This is a genomic window from Streptomyces sp. 142MFCol3.1 (genome assembly GCF_000424945.1).
GTDB classification, from domain to species: Bacteria; Actinomycetota; Actinomycetes; order Streptomycetales; family Streptomycetaceae; genus Streptomyces; species Streptomyces siamensis.
Genome location: NZ_AUKV01000003.1, coordinates 186,877 through 211,863, shown reverse-complemented (window position 1 = coordinate 211,863; position 24,987 = coordinate 186,877). Strand labels below are relative to the sequence as shown.

The following is a 24,987-nucleotide window of genomic DNA, read 5'->3' as shown; positions in this document are numbered from 1 at the left end:
TGGTCACGTGGGCGGACGCTTCCGGTGCCGACGAGTCGTGTTCGCCTCGCGCCGGACGCGCGCGAGGCGGGGACGGAGCGCCGGTGTCCCCGGGGCCGCCCGCGGGCCGGACAACGGCCGGGGCACCGCGCCGCGCACGCCCGACCGGCCAGTGCCCGAGCGGCGCCCCAGCGCCGCGGCCGGTCGTCCCGAAGAGGGAAGGCCGCGGGAACCGTCGGGGCGGCCGTCGGGTGGAGGGCCACCGGTTCAGCGGTACAGCGCGGGCCGGTCGATCAGCTCGACCTCCGTCCGGCGGCCCTCCGCCTGGGCACGCACCCCCGCCTCGCAGACGGCTGCCGCCGCGTAGCCGTCCCAGCTGCTGGGGCCGATGACCTCGCCGCGCACAGTGGCGTCGACCCAGGCCTGTACCTCACGGTCGTAGGCGTCCACGAAGCGCTCCACGAAGTCGGGGGCGATGGAACCGCCCCACCGTCCGGCCGTGTTGACGAGCATCCCGTGGGCCTCGCCGATGCGTGCCGTGCCGTTCTCGCAGACCGCCTCGGCCTGCACCTGGTAGCCGAGCCGGCAGTTCGCGTAGATCTCCACGTCGACCAGGACACCCCCGTCCGTCTCGAACACGACGAACTGCGGGTCTGACAGACCCTCGGGTGCGTTGCCCGAAGGCCTCGGTTTCATCACCGTGATCGCGGTGATCTCCTGGTCCAGCAGCCAGCGGGCGACGTCCATCTCGTGCACGACGGAGTCGTTGATGAGCATCTGCTCGGTGAAGTACGGCAGGACGTCGGCGTTGCGGTGCCGGTTGTGCAGCATCAGCGGCCTGCCCAGGTCACCGCTGTCCAGCAGGGCCTTGAGCCGCAGATACTCGGCGTCGTATCGCCGCATGAACCCGACCTGGACCCGCCGGTGACCCAGCCGCTGTTCGGCCTCCATGACCCGCAGCGCCGACGCCGCGTCCGGGGTGAGCGGCTTCTCGCACAGCACCGGCAGGTCGTGTTCGAAGGCGGTGAGGAGCGCCGCCTCGTGCGCGGGTCCGGGAGAGGCGACGATCACGGCGTCGACGTCGGCCGCGGCCAGCGCGGCGGCCGGGTCCGTGTACGCGGTGCAGCCGGCGATGCCGTCGGCGAGCTGCTTGGCCCGCTCGGCGTCGATGTCCACGACGGCGCTCACCCGCGCCCCGCTGGTCACCTCGGAGATGCGACGCACGTGGTCGGCGCCCATCCGGCCGGTGCCGATGACGGCGACCCCGAGGGTTGCGTGCTGGGTCATGGTGGTCGGTGGTCCCTTCGGGTGGTCAGGCGCCGCAGGAGCGGAGGAACGCGCGGGTGCGGACGGCGATGGGCAGCGGCCTGTCCGGTTCGCAGGGGTACATGTCCTGCTCGACGATGGCGAACAGGTCGACGCCCAGTCGCTGGGCGGCGGCCAGCACCGGCTCCAGATCCGGTACGCCCGTGGGGGGTTCGCACATCACGCCGCGCTGCACGGCGGGACCGAACGGCACCTCGTTCTCGACGACGTCGGCGAGGACGGCGGGGTCGACCTGCTTGAGGTGGAGGTAGCCGATGCGTTCGCCGTAGGTCTCGATGAGCTTGACGCTGTCGCCGCCGCAGTAGGCGTAGTGCCCGGTGTCCAGGCACAGGTTGACGAGATCGGAGTCGGTGGAGTCGAGGAAGCGTTCGACGTGGTCCTCGGTGTCGATGTGGGTGTCCGCGTGCGGGTGGACGACGATGTCGAGACCGTACGTCTCCCTGACCTCGTGACCGAGCCGTTCCATGCCCTTGGTCAGATGGGCCCACTGCTCGGCGGTCAGCTCTCTCGGTTCGAGGAGCTCGGCGGTCTTGTCGTCGCGCCAGAAGGAGGGGATGACCACCAGGTGCCGGGCGCCCATGGCGCGGGTGAGCGCGGCGACCTGGCCGACGTGCTCCCAGGTGGAGTCCCACACAGCCGGCCCGTGGTGCAGGGAGGTGAAGACCGTCCCGGCCGACACCCGCAGGTCGCGCGCGGCCACCTCGTCGGCGAGCCGGGCCGGGTCGGTCGGCAGATAGCCGTACGGGCCGAGCTCGATCCAGGAGTAGCCCGCCTCGGCGACCTCGTCCAGGAAGCGTTCCCAGGGCACCTGGTGCGGGTCGTCGGGGAACCAGACGCCCCAGGAGTCCGGGGCCGAGCCGACCCGGATGCGGTCCAGGGCTTGGGTCATGTCAGGGGGTCCCTTCCGGAGTGGCCGGTACGGAGGCGGTGGCCTGGAGGTCCTCGGCTTCCGGGAGCCCCTCGACGTCTACGCCCCGTACCTGGGCCAGTTCGTGCTTGAGCGCGGCGAGTTCGGCGCCGCCTGCCATGTGGTTGGTGAGCTCCTCCAGGCCCACCTCGGCGCGGTCCGCGCTGAGCTCCATGGTGCCGAGCCGAAGGACGCTGAAGTGGTCACCGACCATGTAGGCGTGGTGCGGGTTGTGGGTGATGAAGATGACGCCGAGTCCGCGGTCGCGGGCGGCGGCGATGTACTTGAGGACGACGCCGGACTGCTTGACGCCGAGCGCCGCGGTCGGCTCGTCGAGGATGAGCACACGGGCACCGAAGTAGACGGCGCGTGCGATGGCCACGGACTGGCGCTGGCCGCCGGACAGGGTGCCGATGGGCTGGTCCAGGTCGTCCAGGACGATGCCCATGTTGCGCAGTTCCTGGTCGGCGGTCCGCTTCATCCGCGCGATGTCGAGGCGCCGTACCGGCCAGGGGCCGCGGGTCATCTCGGAGCCCAGGAAGAAGTTCCTCCAGACCGGCATGAGCGGGACGGTTGCGAGGTCCTGGTAGACGGTGGCGATGCCGGCGTCGAGGGCCTCGCGCGGGCTGGCGAAGCGGACCGGCCGCCCGTCGACGAGGAACTCGCCCTCGGTGTGCTGGTGCAGCCCGGAGATGATCTTGATAAGCGTGGACTTGCCGGCGCCGTTGTCGCCGAGGACGCAGGTGACCTGGCCGGGGCGGACGGTGAGGGAGACACCGTGCAGGGCGCGGATGTTGCCGTACGACTTGCCGGCGGCGCGGAGTTCGACGATCGGGGCGGTGCCGTCGTCGGCCGGGGTGTCCTGGAGTATGGCGCCGGAGGGGCCGGAACCTTCGGTGGTCATGAGTCGGTTCACCTCCGGGTCGCCGTGCGGCGGACCCACAGATTGATGAGCGTGGCGCCGAGCAGCATCACGCCGAGGAAGGCCTTGAACCAGTCGGGGTTCCAACCGGCGTAGACGATGCCCTGGTTCACCATGCCGAACATGAAGGCGCCGAAGACCGGGCCGATCGCGGAGCCGTAGCCGCCGGTGAGCAGGCAGCCGCCGATCACCGCGGCGGCGATGTAGATCAGCTCCTGGCCGACGCCCTCGCCCGACTGCACGGTGTTGAAGGAGAACAGCTGATGCATGCCGACGAACCAGGCGCCGAAGCCCACGGTCATGAACAGCGTGATCTTGGTGAAGGTCACCGGTACGCCGACCGCGCGGGCGCTCTCCTGGTTGCCGCCGACCGCGAAGATCCAGTTGCCGTACTTGGTGCGGAGCAGCACCCAGGTGGCGAGCACGGCGAAGACCAGCCACCACACGATGGTGATCTTCACCTGGACGCCGCCGACGTCGAAGGACGAGGCGAAGATCTTCCGCGCCTGGCCGAAGCCGTCCATGTTGCTGATGTCGTCGGTGGCCACGTTGCCGGTCACCAGCTTGGTGATCGCGAGGTTCACGCCCTGCAGGATCAGGAAGGTGCCGAGGGTGACGAGGAAGCTCGGCAGCCCGGTGCGGACCATCATCCAGCCGTTGAACGCGCCGACCGCCAGTGACACCACGAGGGCGGTGATCACGCCGGCCCAGACGTTCATGGTCAGCTGGTAGCTGAGCATGCTCGCGGTGAGCGCCGAGGTGATCACGGCGACGCCGGACGACAGGTCGAACTCGCCGCCGATCATCAGCAGGGCCACCGGCAGGGCCATGATGCCGATCGTCGACGACTGGTAGAGCACGGTCGCCATCGAGCTGCCGGAGCGGACCGACGGCGCCGCCGCGAGGAAGAAGACGAACACGGCGACCGCACCGAGGAAGACACCGACCTCGGGGCGGGCGAGCAGTCTGAGCGCCAGGGGGCGTTGCGCCGTCCGCCCGTCGGTCTCCCTGGGGCCGGGGGCCGGCGGTGTGGTCACCGCCGGCTCAGCCTGTCGGGCCATGCTCATCACCGGGTGCCCTTCGAGGCGAACTTGGCGACGGCGTCGACGTTGCTCTTGTCGACGAAGGCCGGGCCGGTCAGGGTCGGCTGCTCGCCGCCGCCGCTGTAGTTGCCGTTGTTCTTGTAGAGCCAGAGGGAGTCGACCGCCAGATAGCCCTGGAGGTAGGGCTGCTGGTCGACGGCGAACTGAATGGTGCCCTTGCCGATCGCCGTGGTCAGGTCCTTGTTGAGGTCGAAGGTGGCGATCTTCGCCTTGCTGCCGGCGTCGCCCACCGACTGCACGGCGGTCAGCGCGAAGGGCGCGCCGAGGGCGACGACGTAGTCGATGGCCTTGTCCTGCTTGAGCTTCGCGGTGATCGTCGACTTCACGGACGGCATGTCGGTGCCGTTGACGTAGAGCGTCTCCGTCGTGCCGCTGAACGTCTTCTTCACGCCGTCGCAGCGCTGGGTCAGACCGATGTTGCCCTGCTCCTGGATCACGCAGACGGCCCGCTTGGCGCCTTCCGCGTTCAGCTTGTTGCCGAGCGCCTCGCCCGCCACCGTCTCGTCCTGGCCGAAGAACGACATCAGGCCCAGCTTCTTCCAGTCGCTGACACCGGAGTTGAGCCCGACCACGGGTATCCCCGCCGACTTCGCCTTGCCCACGACGTCCTTCATGGCGTCCGGCTTGGCTAGGGTGATGGCGATGCCGTCGACCTTCTGGTCGATCGCGTTCTGGACGAAGTTGGCCTGGGCGCCCGCGTTCGGGTCCGCGGAGTAGACGAGCTTGATGTTGTCCTTGGCGGCCGCGGCCTCCGCACCCTTGCGGACGATGTCCCAGAACGTGTCGCCCGGGGCCTGGTGCGTGACCAGCGCGACCGTCATCCGGGGCGTGTCGGCCTTGCCGGCCGACCCGTTGGCGCTGCTCTCCTCCGCCTTCTTGCCGCCCGAGCTGCTGGAGCAGCCGGCGACCAGGAGGGCGGATGCCGCCGCCACCGCTACGAGCGGGGCGATTCTGCGTGAACGGGCGTGAAACGTGCGGTCCATCTTTCCAGCACCTCACTGTGCGACGGGGGAAAGGCAAGGGGACGGCGCGGGGCGCTAGACCCAGCGGGGCCCGGACCGGGAGGTCCGGGTCGTGTGGTGGTGCCGCGGCTGCTTCGTTGGGACGGGATACAAGTCCCTGTTGCACCCGCCTGTCAATACTTTGTTAAGACATCATTTCAGGAGCAGGTCCGAATGTCCGTACATACCCTTGACAGGGGAGAACGGAGAGTCCTACACCTAAGAGGCATCGGGCGCCCCATCGGCCCGCATCCCACGCATCAGGAGCGTCACGCATGCCTGAGTCCGCTGATTCCTTCGACCTCATCACCATGGGACGCATAGGCGTTGATCTCTACCCCCTGCAGACGGGTGTTCCACTCGCACAGGTCGAGTCCTTCGGAAAGTTCCTCGGCGGCTCCGCGTCCAACGTCGCGGTCGCCGCCGCACGGCTCGGCCGGAGCACCGCGGTGATCACCCGTACCGGTCGGGACCCCTTCGGCGGCTACCTCCACCAGGCGCTCAAGGAGTTCGGCGTCGACGACCGCTGGGTCACACCGGTGGATGCGTACCCCACACCGGTCACGTTCTGTGAGCTCTTCCCGCCCGACGACTTCCCGCTGTACTTCTACCGGCAGCCCAAGGCGCCGGACCTGGAGATCCGCACCGACGAACTGGACTTCTTCGCCATCCGCGCGGCACGCGTCTTCTGGATCACCGGCACCGGCCTCAGCGAGGAGCCCAGCCGCTCGGCCACGCTCGCCGCGCTCAAGGCGCGCGGCAGGTCGGGCACCACGGTCTTCGACCTCGACTGGCGCCCCATGTTCTGGAAGGATCCCGACTCCGCGCGCCCGTACTACGCCGAGGCCCTGCGCCACGCCACCGTGGCCGTCGGCAATCTCGACGAGTGCGAGATCGCCACCGGCGTCCGTGAACCCCGCGCCTGCGCACAGGCGTTGCTCGACGCGGGCGTCGAACTCGCCGTCGTCAAACAGGGCCCGGACGGAGTCCTCGCCGTTCACCGGGACGGCACCGTCGCCGAGGTCCCGCCCGTCCCCGTCGAGGTCGTCAACGGCCTCGGCGCGGGAGACGCGTTCGGCGGCTCGCTCTGCCACGGCCTGCTGGCCGGCCTGCCGTTGGAGAAGACCATCCGGTACGCCAACGCGGCCGGCGCGATCGTCGCGTCCCGGCTCGCCTGCTCCTCCGCCATGCCCACCGAGTCCGAGGTCGAGGACCTTCTCGCGCGCGGCTGACCGAGGCCACCCCCGAACGGAGCCCGACTTGAGTATCAGCATCCCCGACCTCGTCACGGTGCGTGCCCGGCACCCGGAGGCCATCGCCGAGGCGGCCGCCCGCCGCGTCCGCCGCCCGCTCATCGGCGACAGCGGCCGGCTGATGATCGTCGCCGCCGACCACCCCGCCCGCGGCGCGCTCGGCGTCGGCGGACACCGGCTCGCCATGGCGAACCGCGCGGACCTCCTCGAACGCCTCTGCGTCGCGCTGTCACGGCCCGGCGTGGACGGCGTGCTCGGCACCGCCGACATCCTCGAGGACCTGCTGCTCCTGGGCGTCCTGGACGGAAAGGTCGTGATGGGCTCCATGAACCGCGGCGGACTCGCCGGGGCGTCCTTCGAGATGGACGACCGCTTCACCGGCCATCGCGCCGAGGACATCGAACGGCTGCGCTTCGACGCCGGCAAGCTCCTGCTGCGCATCGACCACGACGACCCCGGATCACTGGAGACCCTGGAGAGCACCGCCCGCGCCGTGGACGACATGGCGGTCCGCCGACTCCCGCTGTTCGTCGAGCCGTTCGTCTCGCGCCGGGTGGACGGCACGGTCCGCAACGACCTCGGCGCCGAGGCGGTCACCCGTTCCATCGCCATCGCCTCGGGGCTCGGCGGCACCTCCGCCTACACCTGGCTGAAACTCCCCGTCACCGCCGACCCCGACGAGATGGCCCAGGTGCTGGAGACGTCCACCCTGCCCGCGGTGCTGCTCGGCGGAGACGTGGCCGGGGACCAGGAGGGCGCCTACGAGAGATGGCGCAAGGCTCTGCGGCTGCCCACCGTCCAGGGCATGGTCGTCGGCCGGTCCCTGCTGTATCCCGCCGAAGGCAGCGTGGAGACCGCGGTGGACACCGCGGTCGGGCTGCTCTGAACCTCCTTGCGGGAGACCCCGTCGGCCCTGCGCGGCAGCCGCGCGCCTGAACTCCGTGCAGGAGCAACCCGTTTGATGCCCTGCGTACAAGCCGTCCGTCCGAATCCGTGGACGAGCCACCCGTCCGGTCCCGGAGGCGAGTCACCCGCCCGGTCCCGTGCAGGAGCCACTCGTCCGACCGCCAGGACGAGCCACCCGCCCGATCCGCCAGCACGAGCCACCCGCCCGATCCGGCGCACGAGTCACCCGTCCGAACGTCCTTGCCCGAGCCACCCGCCCGATCCCCCTGCAGGAGCCGCCCGATGACCACCGCGCACCACCTCCCCGCGGGCAAGGCCGTGACCGGCGCCTACGCCGTGGACGTGAACCCCGAGTCGGCGGGCTGGGGCCACTCCAGTCTGCGTGTGCTGGAACTGCCGCCCGGCGGCACGCACGTCCTCGACACCGGCGACAGCGAGTGGATCGTGCTTCCGCTGTCCGGCGGGTGCACCGTCTCCGTCGACGGCGAAACGTTCCCCTTGACCGGCCGGGCCGATGTCTTCAGCGGCGTCAGCGACTTCGCGTACGTGCCTCGCGACGCCGGCGTCTCGATCGTCTCCGAGGGCGGCGGACGGTTCGCGCTCACCGGAGCCCGCTGCACCCGTCGGCTGTCCGCGCGCTACGGCCCCGCCTCGAACGTGCCGGTCGAACTGCGCGGCAGCGGAACCTGCTCCCGGCAGGTCAACAACTTCGCCGCCGCGTCCCCCGCCGGAGCCGGCCCGGAGTACGGGTTCGAGTGCGACAGCCTCATCGCCGTCGAGGTGATCACCCCCGGCGGCAACTGGTCCTCCTTCCCTCCGCACAAGCACGACGAGCACCGGCCGGGCACCGAGTCCGAACTGGAGGAGATCTACTACTTCGAGTTCGCCGGCCATCAGGGCACGCCGGGCCTCGGCTACCACCGCGTCTCGCCCTCGGGACCCGGACGCGGCACGGACGTGCTCGCCGAGGTCCGCCACGGGGACGTCGTTCTCGTCCCGTCCGGCTGGCACGGACCGACCATGGCCGTGCCGGGACACCACATGTACTACCTGAACGTCATGGCGGGACCCGGCACCGAGCGCGCCTGGCGTATCTGCGACCACCCCGACCACGCCTGGATCCGCGACACCTGGCCCGGGCAGCCCGTAGACCCCCGACTTCCCCTCTACACCGCCCCCGAGAGGTCCCGATGAGCCCCACCACGCGCCGCCTGACGACCGCCCAGGCCCTGGTGCGCTTCCTGTCCGTCCAGTACAGCGAGCGCGACGGCGTACGCCACCGGCTGATCGCCGGCACCTGGGGCATCTTCGGACACGGCAACGTGGCCGGCGTCGGGCAGGCGCTCCTGGAGGCCGGCGAGGACGCCATGCCCTTCCACCAGGGGCGCAACGAACAGGCCATGGTGCATGCGGCCGTCGCCCACGCCCGCCAGCTCAACCGCCTCTCCGCGCAGGCCGTCACCACCTCGATCGGCCCCGGCGCCACCAACCTCGTCACCGGCGCGGCCCTCGCGACGATCAACCGGCTGCCCGTACTGCTCCTGCCGGGCGACTACTTCGCAGCCCGCTCCGCCGATCCACTGCTCCAGCAACTGGAGCACCCCGTCGAGGCCGACGTCTCCGTCAACGACACACTGCGCCCCGTCTCCCGCTACTTCGACCGGATCACACGCCCGGAGGCACTGATCCCGTCCGCGCTGAGCGCCATGCGGGTCCTGACCGACCCGGCCGAGACCGGCGCCGTCACGCTCGCGCTGCCCCAGGACGTACAAGCGGAGGCGTACGACTGGCCCGAGGCGTTCTTCGCGGAACGCGTGTGGCCGGTACGCCGTCCCGCGCCCGACCCGGTCGAACTCGCCGAGGCCGTACGGGCGATCCGCGCCGCCCGGCGCCCCCTCCTCGTCGCGGGCGGGGGAGTGCACCACAGCGAGGCCGAGGCGGCCCTCCTGGCGTTCGCCGACGCCACCGGCGTCCCGGTCGCCTCCACCCAGGCAGGCAAGGGATCACTGCGCCACGACCATCCCGCCGACCTCGGCGGGATCGGCCACACCGGCACCGCCGTCTGCGACGCCGTCGCGCGCACCGCGGACCTGGTCATCGGCGTCGGCACTCGTTACAGCGACTTCACCACCGCGTCCCGGACGCTGTTCCAGGATCCCGCCGTCCGCTTCGTCAACCTCAACATCACCGGCCTCGACGCCCACAAGCTCGCCGCCCGGCCCCTGGTGGCCGACGCGCGCACCGGCCTGGAGGCGCTGTCCGCGGCCCTCGCCGGTCACCGCGTCGACTCCGCCTACGAGGCCGAGTACCGCGAAGGCAAACGCCGTTGGGAGGAGATCGTCGAGGCCGCCTTCCGCGCGCCGGACGAGCACGCGGTCCCGACCCAGACGCAGGTACTCGGCGTCCTGGACTCCGTCGTCGGCGACGACGACGTGATCGTCAACGCGGCCGGATCACTGCCCGGCGACCTCCACAAACTGTGGCGGGCCCGCGGCCCGCGCCAGTACCACCTGGAGTACGGCTACTCCTGCATGGGTTACGAGATCCCGGCCGCCGTCGGGGTCCAGCAGGCCGCGCCGGACACCCCGGTCTGGGCACTGGTCGGAGACGGCACGTACCTGATGATGCCCACCGAGATCGTCACCGCCGTCCAGGAGCACCTGCCCGTCAACATGGTGCTGATCCAGAACCACGGATACGCCTCCATCGGAGGCCTGTCCGAGGAGACCGGCGGCGAGCGCTTCGGAACCGCCTACCGCTACCGCGCCCCCGACGGCACCTTCTCCGGCGACCCGCTCCCGGTGGACCTCGCCGCCAACGCCGCCAGCCTCGGCATGGACGTCCTCCGCGCCAAGACCGTGGGCGAACTCCGCCACGCCCTCGCCGAAGCGCGCGGCTCGCAGCGGCCGACCTGCGTGTTCGTCGAGACCGACCCGACGCCCACCGCCCCGGCGGCCGAAGCCTGGTGGGACGTGCCCGTCGCGGAGGTCGCCTCCCGCGAACCCGCCGTGCGCGCCCGTGAACGCTACGACCGTCGCGCCGCCGACCGCCGGCACCACCTCTGAACTCCCCGCCGTCCAAGGGCCCACCGGGGGCCCGGTGGACCGACCGTCAGGAGGACATGATGCCAAGGGGGCGCGCCCGGCAGGCCGCCGGATCCCCGCGGGCGACGACCGCCGTCCCGCCCGCGGACCTCGACTTCACGCTCGACCGGAACAGTCCCGTTCCGCTCTACTACCAGCTCGCACGGCAGTTGGAGGCAGCGATCCAGCGGGGCACGCCCGCCGCCGGAAGCCTGCTCGGGAACGAGGTCGAACTCGCGGGACGCCTCGGCCTGTCCCGCCCCACCGTCCGCCAGGCCATCCAGACCCTGGTCGACAAGGGGCTTCTGGTCCGCCGGCGCGGCGTGGGGACGCAGGTCGTGCACAGCCAGGTGAAGCGCCCGCTGGAACTCACCAGCCTCTACGACGACCTGGAGAGCGCGGGCCAGCGCCCCACGACCCTCGTCCTGCACAACGCGGTCGAGCCGGCGGACGCCGAGGTCGCCGCCGCCCTCGGCATCGCGGAGGGGCACGGAGTCCACCGCCTGGAACGACTGCGCCTCACCCACGGCCGGCCTGTGGCGGTCCTGTGCAACCACATCCCCGAGGGACTCATGGACCTCGACACCGCCCGACTGCAGTCGACCGGGCTGTACCGCATGATGCGTGCCGCCGGCATCACCCTGCACAGCGCCCGCCAGTCGGTCGGCGCCCGCTCGGCCGGCGCCGGCGAAGCGGAACGCCTGGACGAGCCTGCCGGCGCGGCCCTGCTCACCATGCGGCGCACCGCGTACGACGACACCGGCCGCGCTGTCGAGTACGGCACCCACATCTACCGCGCCTCGGGGTACGCCTTCGAGTTCCAGCTGCTCATCCGGCCCTGAGCGCGAAACGCGGGGCCGCAGTGGAACGCGGAGAGGGTGACGGGCGGCCGGGAGGCCGGAGCGCGCGGTGCGCGGCCATCGTTCCGGCGCCGGACCCAGAGGAGCGGGAGGGGCGGTGCGACGCCGTACGCCCGGGGGCCGCGGACCCGGGCTCAGACGCCCTCGCGGGCGGCCTCGCGGCGCTGCCGCTTGCCCAGCGGCGCCTGGGACAGGTCCTCGGCCTGCGACCTCAGGTTCTTGTAGCCGTACCCGCGTTCGCCGAGCCGGGCCCTCGCGGCTTGCTCGGCGCGTTCGGTCGCCCCCAGGATGTCCTCCTCGGCGTCCCCCGAGTCGAGGAAGCGGAAGGTGAAGGCGGGGCGTGCGGCGATGTCATAGCTGAGGTGACCCTCGGGGGTGAACGCCGCGCGCAGGACGTCGTGCTCGGCCGCCCGTGCCAGGAGTTCGGCCCGCTGGTCGGTGCCGAGCCCGTCGAAGACACCGCGAACGGTGATGCGGAAGGTGCGCGTACTCATGACGCGACCCTAATCACCGCCGCCGTCGTGGCTCCAGCGGGTTTTCGCGGACGCGAGGTGCCCGCACCTCTTCGGGCCCTCTTCGGGAGGCACAGCCACCCCCGCGCCGTCTGCCCACTCGTCCTCAGTCCTGCCGTCCCCCGGCGAAGCCCCGCCCCGCGCCCCGCGGGGATCCGGTCATGCGAGGCTCACCCAGGCACCCCGATCGGCGGAGCGTGCCATCGCGTCGAGCGTCCTTGCGCTGTGCACCGCGTCGTCGAGCGTCGCTCCGTACGGAGTGCCGTCCTCGATGGACCGCAGGAAGTGGTGCGCCTCGATGACCTTGAGGTCGTCGTAGCCCATGCTGTTGGCCGCGCCGGGCTGGAAGGCGGCGTACTCGCCGTGTCCGGGACCGACGTACACCGTGCTGACCGGCTGGTCCTGGTAGGCCGTGCCCCGGCTGACCGCGAGCTCGCCCATGCGGCGGAAGTCCCAGAACACCGCGCCCCGGGTGCCGTGCACCTCGAAGCCGTAGTTGTTCTGCTCGCCCACCGAGACCCGGCACGCCTCCAGCACGCCCCGGGCGCCGGAGACGAAGCGCAGCAGACAGCTGACGTAGTCCTCGTTCTCCACGGCGCCGAGCTCGCCGCCCGCCGCGCGTGCGTGGCCGGCCGTCGCACCCGCCGGACGTGCCCGTCGCGGCAGGAAGACCGCGGTGTCCGCGGTGAGCGCCTCGATCTCGCCGAGCAGGTGCCGGGCCAGGTCCACGCCGTGCGAGGCCAGGTCGCCCAGGACGCCGCTGCCGCCGCGCTCCCTCTCGTAGCGCCAGGTCAGTGCCCCCTCAGGGTGTGCGGCGTAGTCGCTGAGGAGCCGGATGCGGACATGGGTGACGGTGCCGATCCCGCCGGAGGAGATCAGTTCGCGGGCGGCGACGACGGCGGGCGCGTTGCGGTAGTTGAAGCCGACGGTGCCCTGTACCCCGGCCTCGGCCGCCGCCTGCGACACCGCGCGGGCGTCCGCGGCGGTGAGCCCCACCGGCTTCTCGATCCAGAGGTGCTTGCCGGCCTCGGCCATGGCCACGCCGATCTCGCGGTGCAGGAAGTTCGGTGCGGCGATGCTCACCGCCTCGACGCGCGGGTCGGCGGCGACGGTACGCCAGTCGCGGGTGCCCGTGGCGAAGCCGTACCGTGCGGCCGCCTCCTCGGCGCGGCCCGGCACCTCGTCCGCCACGGCGACCAGCTCGGGCCGCAGCGTGAGCCCGGGGAAATGGTGCGGCACGCGTGCGTAGGCCTGGGTGTGCACCCGTCCCATCCAGCCGAACCCCACGACCGCAACGCCGAGCGTACGCATCATGACTGCCCCTCTTTGGACCGGTCCAAAACACTTTTGGGCCCACACTGGGCTCCATCAGCGCACGTGTCAACCCTCCAATCACCCTTTGACAAGCCTGCCACCGTTGTGGAACGGTCCAGACCATGAGAGCGCCGACGATCCGTGACGTCGCCGAGCGGGCCGGGGTGTCGAAGTCGCTGGTCTCCCTCGTGCTGCGCGGCTCCGACCAGGTCCGCGAGGAGAAGCGGCAGGCCGTGCTGGCCGCCGTCGAGGAACTCGGCTACCGCACCAACGCCGCGGCCCGCAGCCTCAGCGAGCGCCGCACCCGCACTGTCGGCGTGCTGCTCAACGACATGCGCAACCCCTGGTTCGTCGAACTGCTCGACGGCCTGAACTCCCGGCTGCACGACTCCGGTCTGCACACGCTGCTCGCCGACGGCCATCTCGGCCGGCGCCTCGGCGAGGACCTCACCCGCACGTTCATGGACCTGCGCGTCGACGGTCTGATCGCCGTCGGCACCCTCCCGCCCTCCGAGGCGCTGCGGGCCGCGGCGGCACGGGTCCCCACGGTGGTGGCCGGTGCACGGGAACCCGAACTGCCCGGCGTGGACATCGTCGCCAACGACGACGAGCGCGGCGCCCGGCTCGCCACCGAGCACCTCCTCGGCCTCGGACACCGCCGCGTCGCCCACATCGCGGGGGAGGGGACGGTCGGTGAACTGCGCCGCCGCAGCTTCGAGACGGTCATGCGCGAGCACGGGCTCGACCGGGAGGCGGTCGTGGAGCGGGGCGACCTGACGGAGGAGGGCGGGTACCGGGCCATGGTCCGGCTGCTCGCGGCCCGCGAACGGCCCACCGCCGTCTTCGCGTTCAACGACATGGCCTGCGTCGGCGCACTCTCGGCCGCCGAGGAGCTGGGCCTCCAGGTGCCCCGCGACCTCTCCCTCGTCGGCTACGACAACACCTACCTCGCGCGCCTGCGCCACCTGTGGCTCACCACCGTGGACAGCGCGGGCCACGACGTCGGCCGCCGCGCCGCGCAGCGTCTGCTCGACCGGATCGCCGAGCCCGCCCGCCCCGCGTCGCTCGTCCTCGCCGACCCCGTTCTCGAAGTCCGGGGCACGACCGCGCGGGTCAGTCGCTCTTGAGCTCGTCGAGCCGGACGCTTGAGCTCGTCGAGCCGGACGCGTCCGGGTTGAGGCGGACTCCGGGCCGCCGGTGGGCGAGGGTCTCCGCGTGGAACGCGTCCGTGCGACCGGCGTTGACGAGGCCGACGGCGAGGGGCTGTTGCGTGGTCGTGCGGCGTCTCCGAACATCACTCGGCGATACAGCGATACAGCAAAACGGCGATTCAGCGATTCGACGATTCGGCGATCTGGGCCCGCGGGCGTCTGGAAGGCGGCAGGGACCCCCTCCGGCGGCGGGCCGTCGGAGGGGGCGGCCCGGGGGAGGAGACCGTCATCGCCCCGTACCTGGTGGTGCGCGGCACCGCGGTCGCTCCGGCGGGTGGCTGGACCGCCGCCGAGGCTGGACGGCGCCCCGTCGCATGGCTAGTGTGATCAGCGAATAGTCAATTTGTTGAGTATGCGTATGAGGATGAGGTGGGCGTGATGGATTCCTTCCGCAAGGCCGTGGAGGCCGGTGACCTCGCCGCGGTCGAGGACATGCTGGCCGACGACGTCGTCTTCCACAGCCCCGTCGCCTTCAAGCCCTACCCCGGGAAGGCGATCACCGCGGCCATCCTCCGCGGCGTCACGCGCGTCTTCACCGACTTTCGCTACGTCCGCGAGATCGGCGGCGCGGACGGCCGCGACCACGCGCTCGTCTTCGAGGCGAAGGTCGGCGACAAGAAGATCACCGGCTGTGACTTCCTCCACTTCGACGAGGACGGGAAGATCGACGACTTCATGGTCATGGTCCGCCCGCTGTCCGCCGCCCAGGCGCTCTCCGAGGCGATGGGAGCCCAGTTCGACCGGATCGCCCGGGAGGCGGCCGGCGCGTGACGTCGGGCGGCCCCGGCCCCCGGCCCGCCCCGTGCGCACGCGGGCCGCGTTCCGGTGTCGGCGGACGGGTTTGACGCGAAGGCGCGCGGCTACCCGCGCGTTGTGACATCGACGACTTCCCGGCAGGAGCTCATCCGGTTCCTGGAGGACCGCTTCGCCTGCGCCCAGGCGTGCACCGAGTGCGCCAGGGTCTGCGCGCTGCGCGCGAGCCTCATGGATCCGGACGGGCCCAAGGAACAGGATCTCGTACGCCGCAAGGGCATCCGGTGCACGGAAGTGTGCGACGCGACCTGTCTGGTGCTGTCCGAGGGGATGCACCGGGACGAGGCCGTCGTCCGCTCCCAGGTGGAATGGTGCCGTGACGTCTGTCTGGAGGGCGCCCGGGTCTTCGACGAGTACGACGGTGCGCAGGACGCGGCGAAGGAGTGCCGTGCGTGCGCGCAGGCGTGCGCGGACTTCTTGGCAGTCCTGGGCTGAGCGGGGCCCGGGCCGTCCTGCGCCGAGTGCTGTGCGGGCCGGTCCGGGCCGAGCGCCGTCCCGGCCGGTCCGGGCCGAGCCCCCCGAAGCCGCCCGCCTGCCCGCTCGGGCGCCCGTGGAGCGGCACGGCGGGACGGGACCGGAACTCTCGGGCCGGAACGGCACTCCGGACGACGACGGAACCCTGGCCGACGACCGGCGCCCCGGTTCGCAGATCAGCCCGGCTCCACCAGTGGCCGCCCCGCGCGGACGTTCCAGCGCCCCGATCGCCCGCTGAACTCCGTGGCGGTCAGGGGCGGTACGTCGACGCGCCAGAAGGCCGCGTCCGGCGCCCCCAGAACCCGCACCAGCGCGGCCCGTACGACCTCCGGTTCCACCACGGCCACCGTCCGGCCCGACGCCTGCGCGGTGCCGTCCAGCCAGCCGGCCACCCGGTCGCAGAACGCCCGTACCGACTCGCCGCCGTGCGGCGCGGCCCCGGGGTCCGCCAGCCACCCCGCCACCGCCTCGGGCTCCTCCGCGCTCACCTCTGCCAGCGTGGCACCGCGCCAGCGGCCCACGTCGAGGCCGGCCAACTCCGGTGCGTCCGGGGCGCCTTCGAGGCCGAGCGCGTCGGCGGTCTGGCGACAGCGCACGGCGGGGGAGACCCACAGCCGCTCCGCGGCCGGCAGCTGTCCCGCCGCCCGCGCGTGTCGCAGTCCCGACGCGTCGAGCGGACGTCCGTCGTCGAAGCGGGCCTCGCGCAGCGCGGCGCCGAGCGCGGCTGAGATCAAGATCACTCGGCTTGTCATGTCCTCACTCTCATGGATTCTCGTGGTGGCCACGGGCCCGAAAAGCCTTGTGGGGCAAGGGAATCCGCCGCACACCCGGTCCGTGGGGCGCGCCCCACGCTCCCCTGTGCGCCCTTGGCCGGAGCCCGCCGACGCGGTACCGTCGCGTCGAAATCGACGACGGCTCGGCGGAAGCCCGGTGGAAATCCGGCACGGTCGCGCCACTGTAAGCCCAGCACGAACCCCCCTCGCCAGGGGCGGTGAGGGCAGGGCAAGTCAGACCCGCGGCTGTCGTCCAGTGCACCACCGGAATGGGACGCGAGTTCCCCAGGAGGTTCTGCCCCATGGCGCAGTCCGTCGCTCAGCCGACCGCCACACCCACCGCGGTACCCGCCAAGCTGCCGATCGGTGCGATCGCCCCCTGGGCGGTCTTCTTCGGCATCCTGATGCTGGTCCTGCTCTACTTCGTCGGCGCCGAACAGGGCGCCACCGCAGTCGTGTCCGGCGAGAACGTCCACGAGTGGGTCCACGACGCCCGCCACCTGCTCGGCTTCCCGTGCCACTGACGGCCACGGGACGTACGAGCCGATGAATTCCGCAATCGTGAGAAACCTGTTGGTGCGTGGCATGCTCGCGGGACTCGCCGCGGGCCTGCTCGCCCTGGTCGTCGCCTACTTCCTGGGCGAGCCGCGCGTCGACTCGGCGATCGGCTACGAAGAGGCGCACTCCCACGCGCACGAGCACGGCGTGGAAGCGGTGTCCCGCACGATGCAGTCCACCGGCGGCCTGGCCACCGGCGTCCTCGTCTACGGGGTCGCGTTCGGCGGTATCGCCGCTCTCGCGTACTGCTTCGCGCTCGGCAGGATCGGCCGCTTCGGGCCACGGGCGAGCGCGCTGCTGCTGTCGGTGGCGGGCCTGCTCGCGGTCTACGTCGTGCCGTTTCTGAAGTACCCGGCCAACCCGCCGTCGGTCGGCGATCCCGACACCATCGGGAAGCGCACGACCCTGTACTTCCTGATGATGCTGCTCAGCGTGCTGCTGGCGGTCGCGACCGTGATCCTGGGCAAGCGCCTCGCGCCGCGCCTGGGCAACTGGAACGCGACGATCGCGGCGGGCGCGTTCTTCGTCCTCACGATCGGTCTCGCCTTCGCGTTCCTGCCGGCCGTGAACGAGGTTCCGAAGGACTTCTCGGGCACCCTGCTCTGGCAGTTCAGGCTCGCGGCCCTCGCCATCCAGCTGACCCTGTGGACCGCCTTCGGGCTCGTCTTCGGGTTCCTGGCGGAACGGGTGCTGGCGCCGAAGCCGGCCGCCGCAGGCAGTCAGGAGGTCACCGCGGGGGCGACTCCCGTGGCCCACTGAGCGGTGACGGAAGGGCGGTCCCGGTCCTCGACGGGGGTCGCCCTCCTTCGTGCACCGGACGTCAGGCCGGCCGGATCAGCGACTCGAAGCCGTCCGGCAGCGCCGTGAGGCCGACGTCGAAGTGCTCGTCGATCTCCGTGTCGTCGGCGGCGCGGGCCGGCATGTTGTGATCGGGCGATTCGGGCGCCGGTCCGCGGCTGCGGCTCTGCGAGCCCGGCCGCACCACCGCCGGGCTCAGCGCATGCCCGATGGTGAACGCGACGCTCGGCCGGGGCGAGGAACTGCACGCCGTCAATGTCCGGCCGGTGGAGCGGCTGGTGGACGGGCAGAACAAGACGCTCGAGCCACCGCGCCTGGTCCAGCTCGGCACCATCCACGGGGACGGGCCCGTCCCCCCGGGGCACCTTCATCGACGAGCGGTCCGGCCGATCCGCGACAGCCCCGTCCCCGGTCCAAGTCGGTGGCGGCCGGTTGGTGCTCGACGCCGCGCGCGCCGGTGAACTCGACGGTGTGGTGCTGCGCCTCACCGACACCATCGGGCCGCACCCCCGCCGAGAGCTTCTTCGATGCCCTGGCCGCGCGACTGCGCGACGAGCCGGCTCCCGCGGACCTGACGCCGGTGACTGGGGCGGGGGGAGGAGTGGCCGTGGTCGCCGAAGGGGGCCCCGGGAAATCCCCCTGACGCGTCATCAGCATTCCCAAGTTCTGCAACACGTTCTACTCTGTGCGCCGACCAGCCGGGAGAACCAGCTCGGGCACCGGGCAACAGGAGGCGCCGTGCATCTCGAATACACGCTGGAGCAGCAGCGTCTGCGCACCGAACTGCGCGACTACTTCGTCCAGTTGGTGCCCGACAACGCCTACGCCCGGTACGCCGACCCCGCCTCGCAGAAGCGCTTCTACCGCGAGACCGTCCGACGTCTGGGCGCGGACGGCTGGCTCGGCGTCGGATGGCCGAAGGAGTACGGCGGGCGCGGGCTGACCCCCATGGAACAGTTCATCTTCTTCGACGAGGCGGCCCAGGCGGGCGTGCCCCTGCCCCTGATGGCCCTCAACACCGTCGGCCCGACGATCATGCAGTTCGGGACGGAGGAGCAGAAGTCCCACTTCCTGCCCAGGATCCTCTCCGGCGAGATCGACTTCGCGATCGGCTACAGCGAGCCCGACGCCGGCACCGACCTCGCCGCGCTGAAGACCAAGGCGGTCCGCGACGGCGACGGCGACTACGTCGTGAACGGGCAGAAGATCTGGACGACGAACGGCGACACCGCCGACTGGGTCTGGCTCGCCGTCCGCACCGATCCCGACGCCCCGCCCCACAAGGGCATCACCATGCTCCTGGTGCCGACCTCCGACCCCGGCTACTCGTGCACGCTGATCAACACACTCGCCTCGCACGACACCACCGCCAGCTACTACGAGAACATCCGGGTCCCCGTCACCCGCCGGGTCGGCGAGGAGAACAAGGGTTGGCGGCTGATCACCAACCAGCTCAACCACGAACGCGTGACGCTCGCCGCGCACGGCACCATGGCGATCCGGGCCCTGCACGACGTGCAGCGCTGGGCGATGGAGACCAAGCTCACCGACGGCCGCCGCGTGGCCGACCTCCCGTGGGTGCGCCGTCGGCTCGCGCAGACCCACACCCGGCTCGACGCCATGAAACTGCTCAACTGGAGGATGGTGAACGCCGTCCAGGAGGGCACCCTCACCCCGCAGGACGCCTCCGCGGTCAAGGTGTACGGCTCCGAGTCGCGCCGCGACGCGTACGCCTGGCTGATGGAGATCGTCGCCGCGCCCGGGGTGCTCAAGGAGGGTTCCGCGGGAGCCGTCCTGCACGGCGAGCTCGAACGTGGCTACCGCTCCGCGGTGATCTTCACCTTCGGTGGCGGCAACAACGAGATCCAGCGCGAGATCATCTCGTGGATCGGACTGGGGATGCCCCGGGTCCGGCGTTAGCCTGACACGGTGGAGAGCACGTTCCCGGGCGACCCGGGACTCTTCGGTCCCCGCTCCGTGACCTGGCAGATGCACGGCGACCCGATGATGTGGGTCGCCGGCATCCGCGCGCTGTACCTCCAGGCCCTGCACCCGCGCGTCGTGCGCGGGGTGACGCAGAACTCCGACTTCCGGCGCGACGCCTGGGGCCGGCTGATGCGCACCGCGAGCTTCGTCGGCACGACGACGTACGGCACCGGTGAGGCTGCCGAGAAGGCAGGGGCGAGGGTACGAAAGATTCACAGCATGCTCACGACCACCGATCCCGACACGGGGGCGCGCCACCCGGTCGACGACCCCGGGCTGCTGCTGTGGGTGCACTGCGCCGAGATCGACTCCTACCTCCACGTGCTGCGACGCTCCGGCTTCCGGCTGACGGACGAGCAGGCCGACCGGTACGTCGCCGAACACCTGGTAAGCGCGCGACTGGTCGGGCTCGACCCCGCGGACGTACCCGCGAGCCGGGTCGAGCTGGCCGCCTACTTCGACACGATGCTTCCGGAGCTCGCGGCGGGTCCCGAGGCCCGGGAGGTGGACGCCTTCCTGCGGCGTCCGCCCGTCCACCCGCTGCTGCTCCCGGCGCGCGCCGTGCTCTGGCGGCGCGTGGCACAGCTGGCGTACGCCTCTCTGCCGCCGTACGCCCACGAGTTGTACGGCAGGCCCGCACCGCCGCCCGCCTCGGTGACCCGGCACCTGCGCGTCACGGGCACCGCCCTGCGCTGCGTTCCCGCACGTCTGCGCTGGCAACTCCCGCCCAAACACATTCTGCGCGCCATGTCACGGCTCGGCCCCGGCTCGCGCCCCGCACCATACAAAGTCGGCAGACGGCTCGCCATACTGGACGGGCCGGGGGAGGGCGCGGGCTGAGCAGTGACGGGGGCGATCACACGAGATGGCGGACTCCAGGCTGATCCAGGGCCGGTACCGGCTGCTCGATCTGATCGGGCGCGGCGGCATGGGCGAGGTGTGGCGTGCGCGCGACGAGTCACTGGGCCGGCAGGTCGCCGTCAAGTGCCTCAAGCCGCTGGGACCGCACCACGACCCTTCCTTCACGCGTGTCCTGCGCGAGAGGTTCCGCCGCGAGGCCCGCGTCGCCGCCGCCCTCCAGCACCGTGGTGTGACCGTGGTCCACGACTTCGGCGAGTCCGACGGAGTGCTGTACCTGGTGATGGAGCTGCTGGACGGGCGCAACCTCAGCCAGCTCCTGGATGACAACAAACACCATCCACTGCCGGTCGCCGACGTGGTGGACGTCGCCGACCAGGTGGCCGCGGCGCTGGCCTACACCCACCAGCAGGGCATCGTGCACCGCGACCTGAAGCCCGCGAACATCATGCGGCTGGCCGACGGTACCGTGAAGATCTGCGACTTCGGCATAGCCCGCCTCGGCCACGACATCGGCTTCACCTCCCGGCTGACCGGCACCGGCATCGCGATGGGCACGCCGCACTACATGTCGCCGGAGCAGATCAGCGGCTCCCATGTCGACCAGCGCAGCGACCTGTACTCGTTCGGGTGCGTGCTCTACGAGATCGCCACCGGGGCACCGCCGTTCGACCTCGACGACGCGTGGGCGGTCCTCGTCGGCCACCGCGACACACCCCCCGAGGCGCCGCGCAGCCACCGCGCCGAACTGCCCGAGTACGTCGAGCGGATCATCCTGGACCTGCTCGCCAAGCAGCCCGAGGAGCGCCCCCAGGACGCCCGCGAGCTGGCCCGCCGCATCGGCGCGGGCCGCGCCACCCCGATGTACGTGCCGACGGTGGTCAGCCCGGCGGTCACAGGCCGCCGTGCCGTGGCGCCCTCGACACAGACGCGCCCCGAGCAGCCGCCGTCCCGCGAACCCCGGCTCCCGTCCTGGACCCGTGGCATGACCACCGGCCACAAGGCCGCCGGAGCCGGACTGCGCAGCACCCCGCCGGACGCGTCGGCGGGCCTCACCGGAGACTGGATCGCCCGGCCCTCGACGGCCGTGACGACACGGCCCGCGGCCCGCGAACGCCCCGCCCCGTCACCGGAGTTGATCACCACACTGGCGGGGCGGCACAACGCCGGGCTGAGCCTCGGGCGGCTCGGCCGGTGGACCGAGGCGGGCGAAGTGCACCGCGCCGTCGCCGCCGAACGCGAGCACGCCCTCGGCCCCGACCACCCCGACACGCTCGCCAGCCGCTACGAGGTCGGCTTCACGCTCAGCCGCACCGGGCGCCCCGCCGACGCGCTGAGCGAGTACGCGCACGTCGCGGAGGCCAGAGAGCGCGTGCTCGGTGCCGACCACCCCGACACCCTCGCCGCGCGTCAGGAAATGGCCTACGTGCTCGGCCAGTTGGGCCGCCACTTCGAGGCACACCAGACCTATACGTCGGTGCTCGCCGCCCGTGAGCGGGCCATGGGCGCAGACCACCCCGACACGCTGCGCTGCCGCCACAACCTCGCCTTCAACCTGAGCAGGCTCGGACGGCTGGAGGACTCGTACCGCATGGCGAACGAGGTCGCCGCCGCCCGGGCCCGCGTCCTCGGCCCCACCCACCCCGACACCCTCGTCACCCGGTACGAGGTCGCCTACGCCCTCGGGCAGCTGGGCCACTGGCCCGAAGCGCTCCACGCCTACGAGGAAGTGGCCGACGCGCGCGCCCAGGCGCTGGGGCCCGACCACCCCGACACCCTCGCCGCCCGCTACGAGGTGGGCATCAGCCTCGGCAGGCTCGGGCGCAGCGCACAGGCCCTGACGCTCTACCGCGACCTGATCGACGACCGCGTCCGCGTGCAGGGCCCGACCCACCCCGAGACCCTGCGCGCCCGGCACGGCCTGGGGGTGAACCTGGGCCGCTTGGGCCGCTGGGAGGAGGCGCTCGCGGAGTCCCGTGACGTGTGCGCGATCCGCGAACGCGTCCTCGGCCCCGACCACCCGGACACCCTCGTCAGCCGCAGGGAGGTCGCCGTCGGCCTGGGCTGGCTCGGCCGCTGGGCCGACGCCCTCACCGAGTACCGCGCCGTCGCCGCCGCCCGCGAACGTGTCCTCGGCCCCGACCACCCCGACACCCTCGGCAGCCGCAACGACGAGGCACACTGCCTGGAGCAGCTGGGACGCGGCCAGGAGGCCGTCGAGCTGTACCGCAGGGTGGCGGCGTTACGCCAGCAGCGGGCGTCCGGCGGCCACTGACCGGGGAGTCGCGGCCTCACCGGTCACCGCACCCCCGTGGTGACGGGGCAGCGTGTCGGGAGCGCCGGTCACCGTGCCCCGGTGGCGGCCGGGCGGCGTGTCGGGGGCGTCCGGCCCCGTGCTCCGGTGGCGCCGGACGGCGTGTCGGGAGCGCCGGTCAGCGTACCTCGGTGGCGGCCGGGCGGCGAGTCGGCGCCGCCGAGCACCGGACGCTCGCCCTCCGCTGAACGGCGAGTCAGCACCGCCCCCGCCCGCTCGGGCGCCCGCCGCTTGCCGCGCACCCCTGGCCGACGTAGATCATCACGTGCTACGAAGAACCATGCCTGCACACGAGGGATACGACGCCGTGATCGTCGGCGGTGGCCACAACGGACTGGTCGCCGCCGCCTACCTGGCCCGGGCCGGACGGTCCGTGCTGGTTCTGGAACGTCTGGGGAACACCGGCGGCGCGGCCGTCTCGACCCGTCCGTTCGCCGGAGTCGACGCGCGCCTCTCGCGCTATTCGTACCTGGTCAGCCTGCTGCCCCGGAAGATCGTCCGGGACCTCGGCCTCGACTTCCGGGTCCGCGGGCGCACCATTTCCTCCTACACCCCCGTCGAGCGCGACGGCCGGCCCACCGGGCTGCTCGTCGGCGGCGGCGAGCGGCGCACCCGCGAGGCGTTCGCGCGGCTGACCGGCTCCGACCGCGAGTACGAGGCCTGGCAGCGCTTCTACGGCATGACCGGCCGCGTCGCCGAGCGGGTGTTCCCGACGCTCACCGAACCCCTGCCCACGCGCGAGGAGCTGCGCGCCCGCGTCGACGACGAGGACGCCTGGCGGATGCTCTTCGAGGAGCCGGTCGGCGCCGCGGTGGAGGAGTACTTCGCCGACGACCTGGTCCGCGGTGTCGTCCTCACCGACGCCCTGATCGGGACCTTCGCGGACGCCCACGACTCCTCGCTGCGGCAGAACCGCTGTTTCCTCTACCACGTGATCGGCGGCGGCACCGGGGCCTGGGACGTGCCGGTCGGCGGCATGGGGGCGCTCACCGACGCGATCGTCGGCGCTGCCCGCAACGCCGGTGTCACGATCGCCACCGGCCACGAGGCGATCCGCGTCGAGACGGACGGCACGTCCGCGGAGGTCACCTACCGGACCGCCGACGGCGAGGGCGTCGTCGCGGCCCGGCACGTCCTCGTCAACGCGTCGCCCCAGGAGCTCGCCCACCTCACCGGCGACGAGTCGCCCACCCCGGCCGAGGGCGCCCAGCTCAAGGTGAACATGCTGCTCAAACGGCTGCCCCGGCTGCGTGACAGCGCCGTCGACCCGCGCGAGGCGTTCTCCGGGACCTTCCACATCGCCGAGGGGTACCAGCAGCTGGCGACCGCCCACGCGCAGGCCGCGTCCGGAGAGCTGCCCGCCGCGCCGCCCTCCGAGATCTACTGCCACTCGCTCACCGACCCGAGCATCCTCGGCCAGGACCTCGTCGACCAGGGCTACCAGACCCTCACCCTGTTCGGCCTGCACACTCCGGCCCGGCTCTTCGAACGGGACAACGACGCGGTGCGGGACGAGCTGCTGAAGTCGACGCTGGCGCAGCTGGACGCCCATCTCGCGGAGCCGCTGGCCGACTGCCTGGCCACCGACGCCGACGGCCGCCCGTGCATCGAGGCGAAGACCCCGCTCGACCTGGAGCGCGACCTGCGGCTGCCGGGCGGCAACATCTTCCACCGCGACCTCGCCTTCCCGTACACGCAGGAGGGCACGGGCCGCTGGGGCGTCGAGACCCGGCACGCCAACGTGCTGCTGTGCGGAGCGGGGGCGGTGCGCGGCGGCGGAGTGAGCGGAGTTCCCGGACACAACGCTGCGATGGCCGTGCTGGAGGAGGCCGGCCGGCAGAGCTGACGGGCGGGGGCGGTGCCGCCCGGGCGCTCTCGCATGCGTGTCGTCCGCGCCGCTCTCGCGAGCGTGCCGGCCGGGCGCTCCGACGGGCGTGCCGGCCCGGCACTTCCACGAACGTGCCGACCGGAACGCTTCTAGGACCTTCTGGCCGGGTACGGCGACGACCCTGCCGGCCGGAACGGAGACGGCTGCT

22 protein-coding genes and 1 riboswitch are annotated in these 24,987 nt (G+C 72.0%); of the genes, 14 read left to right on the top strand and 8 right to left on the bottom strand.

The genetic code is table 11. The features are described from left to right. Window positions 1-246: 246 nt before the first annotated feature. The 5 genes from H305_RS0105545 to H305_RS0105525 are packed head-to-tail and all read right to left on the bottom strand — an operon-like array spanning window position 247 to window position 5,220. The gene (locus H305_RS0105545) at window positions 247-1,266 is read right to left on the bottom strand and encodes a Gfo/Idh/MocA family protein (RefSeq protein ID WP_028799544.1); all 1,020 of its coding nucleotides are present in this window, start codon (window positions 1,264-1,266) and stop codon (window positions 247-249) included. A 25-nt stretch (window positions 1,267-1,291) separates the two neighbouring features. Then, a complete protein-coding gene (locus H305_RS0105540) occupies window positions 1,292-2,194 on the bottom strand; it encodes a sugar phosphate isomerase/epimerase family protein (RefSeq protein ID WP_028799543.1) in 903 nt (300 codons plus the stop codon). A gap of 1 nt (window position 2,195) precedes the next feature. After that, a complete protein-coding gene (locus tag H305_RS0105535) occupies window positions 2,196-3,116 on the bottom strand; it encodes an ATP-binding cassette domain-containing protein (protein WP_028799542.1) in 921 nt (306 codons plus the stop codon). 8 nt (window positions 3,117-3,124) lie between these two features. Beyond that, on the bottom strand, window positions 3,125-4,201 hold the full coding sequence (locus H305_RS0105530; protein WP_028799541.1) for an ABC transporter permease: 1,077 nt from the start codon (window positions 4,199-4,201) through the stop codon (window positions 3,125-3,127). Beyond that, window positions 4,201-5,220, bottom strand: a complete 1,020-nt coding sequence (locus tag H305_RS0105525; RefSeq protein WP_028799540.1) for a sugar ABC transporter substrate-binding protein — start codon at window positions 5,218-5,220, stop codon at window positions 4,201-4,203. Before H305_RS0105525 ends, H305_RS0105530 begins: the two co-directional genes overlap by 1 nt. Before the next feature lie 293 nt (window positions 5,221-5,513). Between H305_RS0105525 and iolC the strand changes: the two genes are divergently transcribed. The 5 genes from iolC (at window position 5,514) to H305_RS44540 (ending at window position 11,322) form a co-directional block, all read left to right on the top strand. Further along, complete coding sequence (iolC, locus tag H305_RS0105520) at window positions 5,514-6,470, top strand: 5-dehydro-2-deoxygluconokinase (RefSeq protein WP_028799539.1); 957 nt, start codon at window positions 5,514-5,516, stop codon at window positions 6,468-6,470. A 28-nt stretch (window positions 6,471-6,498) separates the two neighbouring features. Beyond that, on the top strand, window positions 6,499-7,377 hold the full coding sequence (locus H305_RS0105515) for a Cgl0159 family (beta/alpha)8-fold protein (protein WP_028799538.1): 879 nt from the start codon (window positions 6,499-6,501) through the stop codon (window positions 7,375-7,377). A 302-nt stretch (window positions 7,378-7,679) separates the two neighbouring features. Further along, a complete protein-coding gene (gene iolB / locus H305_RS0105510; protein WP_028799537.1) occupies window positions 7,680-8,591 on the top strand; it encodes a 5-deoxy-glucuronate isomerase in 912 nt (303 codons plus the stop codon). After that, window positions 8,588-10,462, top strand: coding sequence for a 3D-(3,5/4)-trihydroxycyclohexane-1,2-dione acylhydrolase (decyclizing) (gene iolD / locus H305_RS0105505; protein ID WP_028799536.1), 1,875 nt, complete (start codon window positions 8,588-8,590; stop codon window positions 10,460-10,462). The genes iolB and iolD overlap by 4 nt, the downstream gene beginning before the upstream one ends. A 59-nt stretch (window positions 10,463-10,521) precedes the next feature. Further along, window positions 10,522-11,322 (top strand): GntR family transcriptional regulator, encoded by an 801-nt coding sequence (locus H305_RS44540; RefSeq protein WP_051370378.1) that lies wholly within the window; start codon window positions 10,522-10,524, stop codon window positions 11,320-11,322. 152 nt (window positions 11,323-11,474) lie between these two features. On the opposite strand, the gene H305_RS0105495 is transcribed toward H305_RS44540, so the two are convergent. Continuing rightward, window positions 11,475-11,834 carry a DUF6204 family protein gene (locus tag H305_RS0105495; RefSeq protein WP_028799535.1) on the bottom strand — a complete coding sequence of 120 codons (360 nt, stop codon included), beginning with the start codon at window positions 11,832-11,834 and terminating at the stop codon, window positions 11,475-11,477. 177 nt (window positions 11,835-12,011) lie between these two features. Next, window positions 12,012-13,166, bottom strand: a complete 1,155-nt coding sequence (locus H305_RS0105490; protein WP_028799534.1) for a Gfo/Idh/MocA family protein — start codon at window positions 13,164-13,166, stop codon at window positions 12,012-12,014. A gap of 122 nt (window positions 13,167-13,288) precedes the next feature. Here H305_RS0105490 and H305_RS0105485 point away from each other — a divergent pair, with 122 nt between their 5' ends. The 3 genes from H305_RS0105485 to H305_RS0105475 all read left to right on the top strand — a co-directional run bounded on the left by H305_RS0105485 (window position 13,289) and on the right by H305_RS0105475 (window position 15,625). Then, a complete protein-coding gene (locus H305_RS0105485; RefSeq protein WP_028799533.1) occupies window positions 13,289-14,293 on the top strand; it encodes a LacI family DNA-binding transcriptional regulator in 1,005 nt (334 codons plus the stop codon). A gap of 462 nt (window positions 14,294-14,755) precedes the next feature. Further along, window positions 14,756-15,148 (top strand): nuclear transport factor 2 family protein, encoded by a 393-nt coding sequence (locus tag H305_RS0105480; protein ID WP_028799532.1) that lies wholly within the window; start codon window positions 14,756-14,758, stop codon window positions 15,146-15,148. 102 nt (window positions 15,149-15,250) lie between these two features. Continuing rightward, a complete protein-coding gene (locus tag H305_RS0105475) occupies window positions 15,251-15,625 on the top strand; it encodes a ferredoxin (protein ID WP_028799531.1) in 375 nt (124 codons plus the stop codon). A 215-nt stretch (window positions 15,626-15,840) separates the two neighbouring features. On the opposite strand, the gene H305_RS0105470 is transcribed toward H305_RS0105475, so the two are convergent. Beyond that, complete coding sequence (locus tag H305_RS0105470) at window positions 15,841-16,416, bottom strand: histidine phosphatase family protein (protein ID WP_028799530.1); 576 nt, start codon at window positions 16,414-16,416, stop codon at window positions 15,841-15,843. Window positions 16,417-16,585: 169 nt separating this feature from the next. Beyond that, a riboswitch (cobalamin riboswitch) is annotated at window positions 16,586-16,677 on the top strand. A gap of 62 nt (window positions 16,678-16,739) precedes the next feature. Between H305_RS0105470 and H305_RS0105465 the strand changes: the two genes are divergently transcribed. From H305_RS0105465 to H305_RS0105435, 6 genes are all read left to right on the top strand, one after another. Continuing rightward, window positions 16,740-16,961, top strand: a complete 222-nt coding sequence (locus H305_RS0105465; RefSeq protein WP_028799529.1) for a CbtB domain-containing protein — start codon at window positions 16,740-16,742, stop codon at window positions 16,959-16,961. Window positions 16,962-16,983: 22 nt separating this feature from the next. Further along, entirely contained in the window at window positions 16,984-17,754 is a 771-nt protein-coding gene (locus H305_RS0105460) for a CbtA family protein (protein WP_037762507.1), read from the top strand. A gap of 777 nt (window positions 17,755-18,531) precedes the next feature. Further along, window positions 18,532-19,713: an acyl-CoA dehydrogenase family protein gene (locus tag H305_RS0105450; protein ID WP_028799527.1), complete on the top strand. Its 1,182-nt coding sequence runs from the start codon at window positions 18,532-18,534 to the stop codon at window positions 19,711-19,713. 69 nt (window positions 19,714-19,782) lie between these two features. Continuing rightward, window positions 19,783-20,619 (top strand): oxygenase MpaB family protein, encoded by an 837-nt coding sequence (locus tag H305_RS0105445; protein ID WP_078628900.1) that lies wholly within the window; start codon window positions 19,783-19,785, stop codon window positions 20,617-20,619. A 25-nt stretch (window positions 20,620-20,644) separates the two neighbouring features. Further along, the gene (locus tag H305_RS0105440; RefSeq protein ID WP_028799525.1) at window positions 20,645-22,912 is read left to right on the top strand and encodes a serine/threonine-protein kinase; all 2,268 of its coding nucleotides are present in this window, start codon (window positions 20,645-20,647) and stop codon (window positions 22,910-22,912) included. A gap of 319 nt (window positions 22,913-23,231) precedes the next feature. Further along, window positions 23,232-24,797 (top strand): phytoene desaturase family protein, encoded by a 1,566-nt coding sequence (locus tag H305_RS0105435; protein ID WP_037762503.1) that lies wholly within the window; start codon window positions 23,232-23,234, stop codon window positions 24,795-24,797. The last annotated feature ends 190 nt before the right edge of the window (window positions 24,798-24,987 follow it).

What these genes read in the sequence shown, in the direction of transcription:
- H305_RS0105535 (WP_028799542.1), bottom strand. Translation starts at nt 3,116, where the DNA reads ATGACCACCGAAGGTTCCGGCCCCTCCGGCGCCATACTCCAGGACACC.
- iolB (WP_028799537.1), top strand. Translation starts at nt 7,680, where the DNA reads ATGACCACCGCGCACCACCTCCCCGCGGGCAAGGCCGTGACCGGCGCC.
- H305_RS0105495 (WP_028799535.1), bottom strand. Translation starts at nt 11,834, where the DNA reads ATGAGTACGCGCACCTTCCGCATCACCGTTCGCGGTGTCTTCGACGGG.
- H305_RS0105485 (WP_028799533.1), top strand. Translation starts at nt 13,289, where the DNA reads ATGAGAGCGCCGACGATCCGTGACGTCGCCGAGCGGGCCGGGGTGTCG.
- iolD (WP_028799536.1), top strand. Translation starts at nt 8,588, where the DNA reads ATGAGCCCCACCACGCGCCGCCTGACGACCGCCCAGGCCCTGGTGCGC.
- H305_RS0105465 (WP_028799529.1), top strand. Translation starts at nt 16,740, where the DNA reads ATGGCGCAGTCCGTCGCTCAGCCGACCGCCACACCCACCGCGGTACCC.
- H305_RS0105480 (WP_028799532.1), top strand. Translation starts at nt 14,756, where the DNA reads ATGGATTCCTTCCGCAAGGCCGTGGAGGCCGGTGACCTCGCCGCGGTC.
- H305_RS0105545 (WP_028799544.1), bottom strand. Translation starts at nt 1,266, where the DNA reads ATGACCCAGCACGCAACCCTCGGGGTCGCCGTCATCGGCACCGGCCGG.
- H305_RS0105435 (WP_037762503.1), top strand. Translation starts at nt 23,232, where the DNA reads ATGCCTGCACACGAGGGATACGACGCCGTGATCGTCGGCGGTGGCCAC.
- H305_RS0105530 (WP_028799541.1), bottom strand. Translation starts at nt 4,201, where the DNA reads ATGAGCATGGCCCGACAGGCTGAGCCGGCGGTGACCACACCGCCGGCC.
- H305_RS0105460 (WP_037762507.1), top strand. Translation starts at nt 16,984, where the DNA reads ATGAATTCCGCAATCGTGAGAAACCTGTTGGTGCGTGGCATGCTCGCG.
- H305_RS0105490 (WP_028799534.1), bottom strand. Translation starts at nt 13,166, where the DNA reads ATGATGCGTACGCTCGGCGTTGCGGTCGTGGGGTTCGGCTGGATGGGA.
- H305_RS0105440 (WP_028799525.1), top strand. Translation starts at nt 20,645, where the DNA reads ATGGCGGACTCCAGGCTGATCCAGGGCCGGTACCGGCTGCTCGATCTG.
- H305_RS0105470 (WP_028799530.1), bottom strand. Translation starts at nt 16,416, where the DNA reads ATGACAAGCCGAGTGATCTTGATCTCAGCCGCGCTCGGCGCCGCGCTG.
- H305_RS44540 (WP_051370378.1), top strand. Translation starts at nt 10,522, where the DNA reads ATGCCAAGGGGGCGCGCCCGGCAGGCCGCCGGATCCCCGCGGGCGACG.
- iolC (WP_028799539.1), top strand. Translation starts at nt 5,514, where the DNA reads ATGCCTGAGTCCGCTGATTCCTTCGACCTCATCACCATGGGACGCATA.
- H305_RS0105540 (WP_028799543.1), bottom strand. Translation starts at nt 2,194, where the DNA reads ATGACCCAAGCCCTGGACCGCATCCGGGTCGGCTCGGCCCCGGACTCC.
- H305_RS0105445 (WP_078628900.1), top strand. Translation starts at nt 19,783, where the DNA reads ATGCACGGCGACCCGATGATGTGGGTCGCCGGCATCCGCGCGCTGTAC.
- H305_RS0105525 (WP_028799540.1), bottom strand. Translation starts at nt 5,220, where the DNA reads ATGGACCGCACGTTTCACGCCCGTTCACGCAGAATCGCCCCGCTCGTA.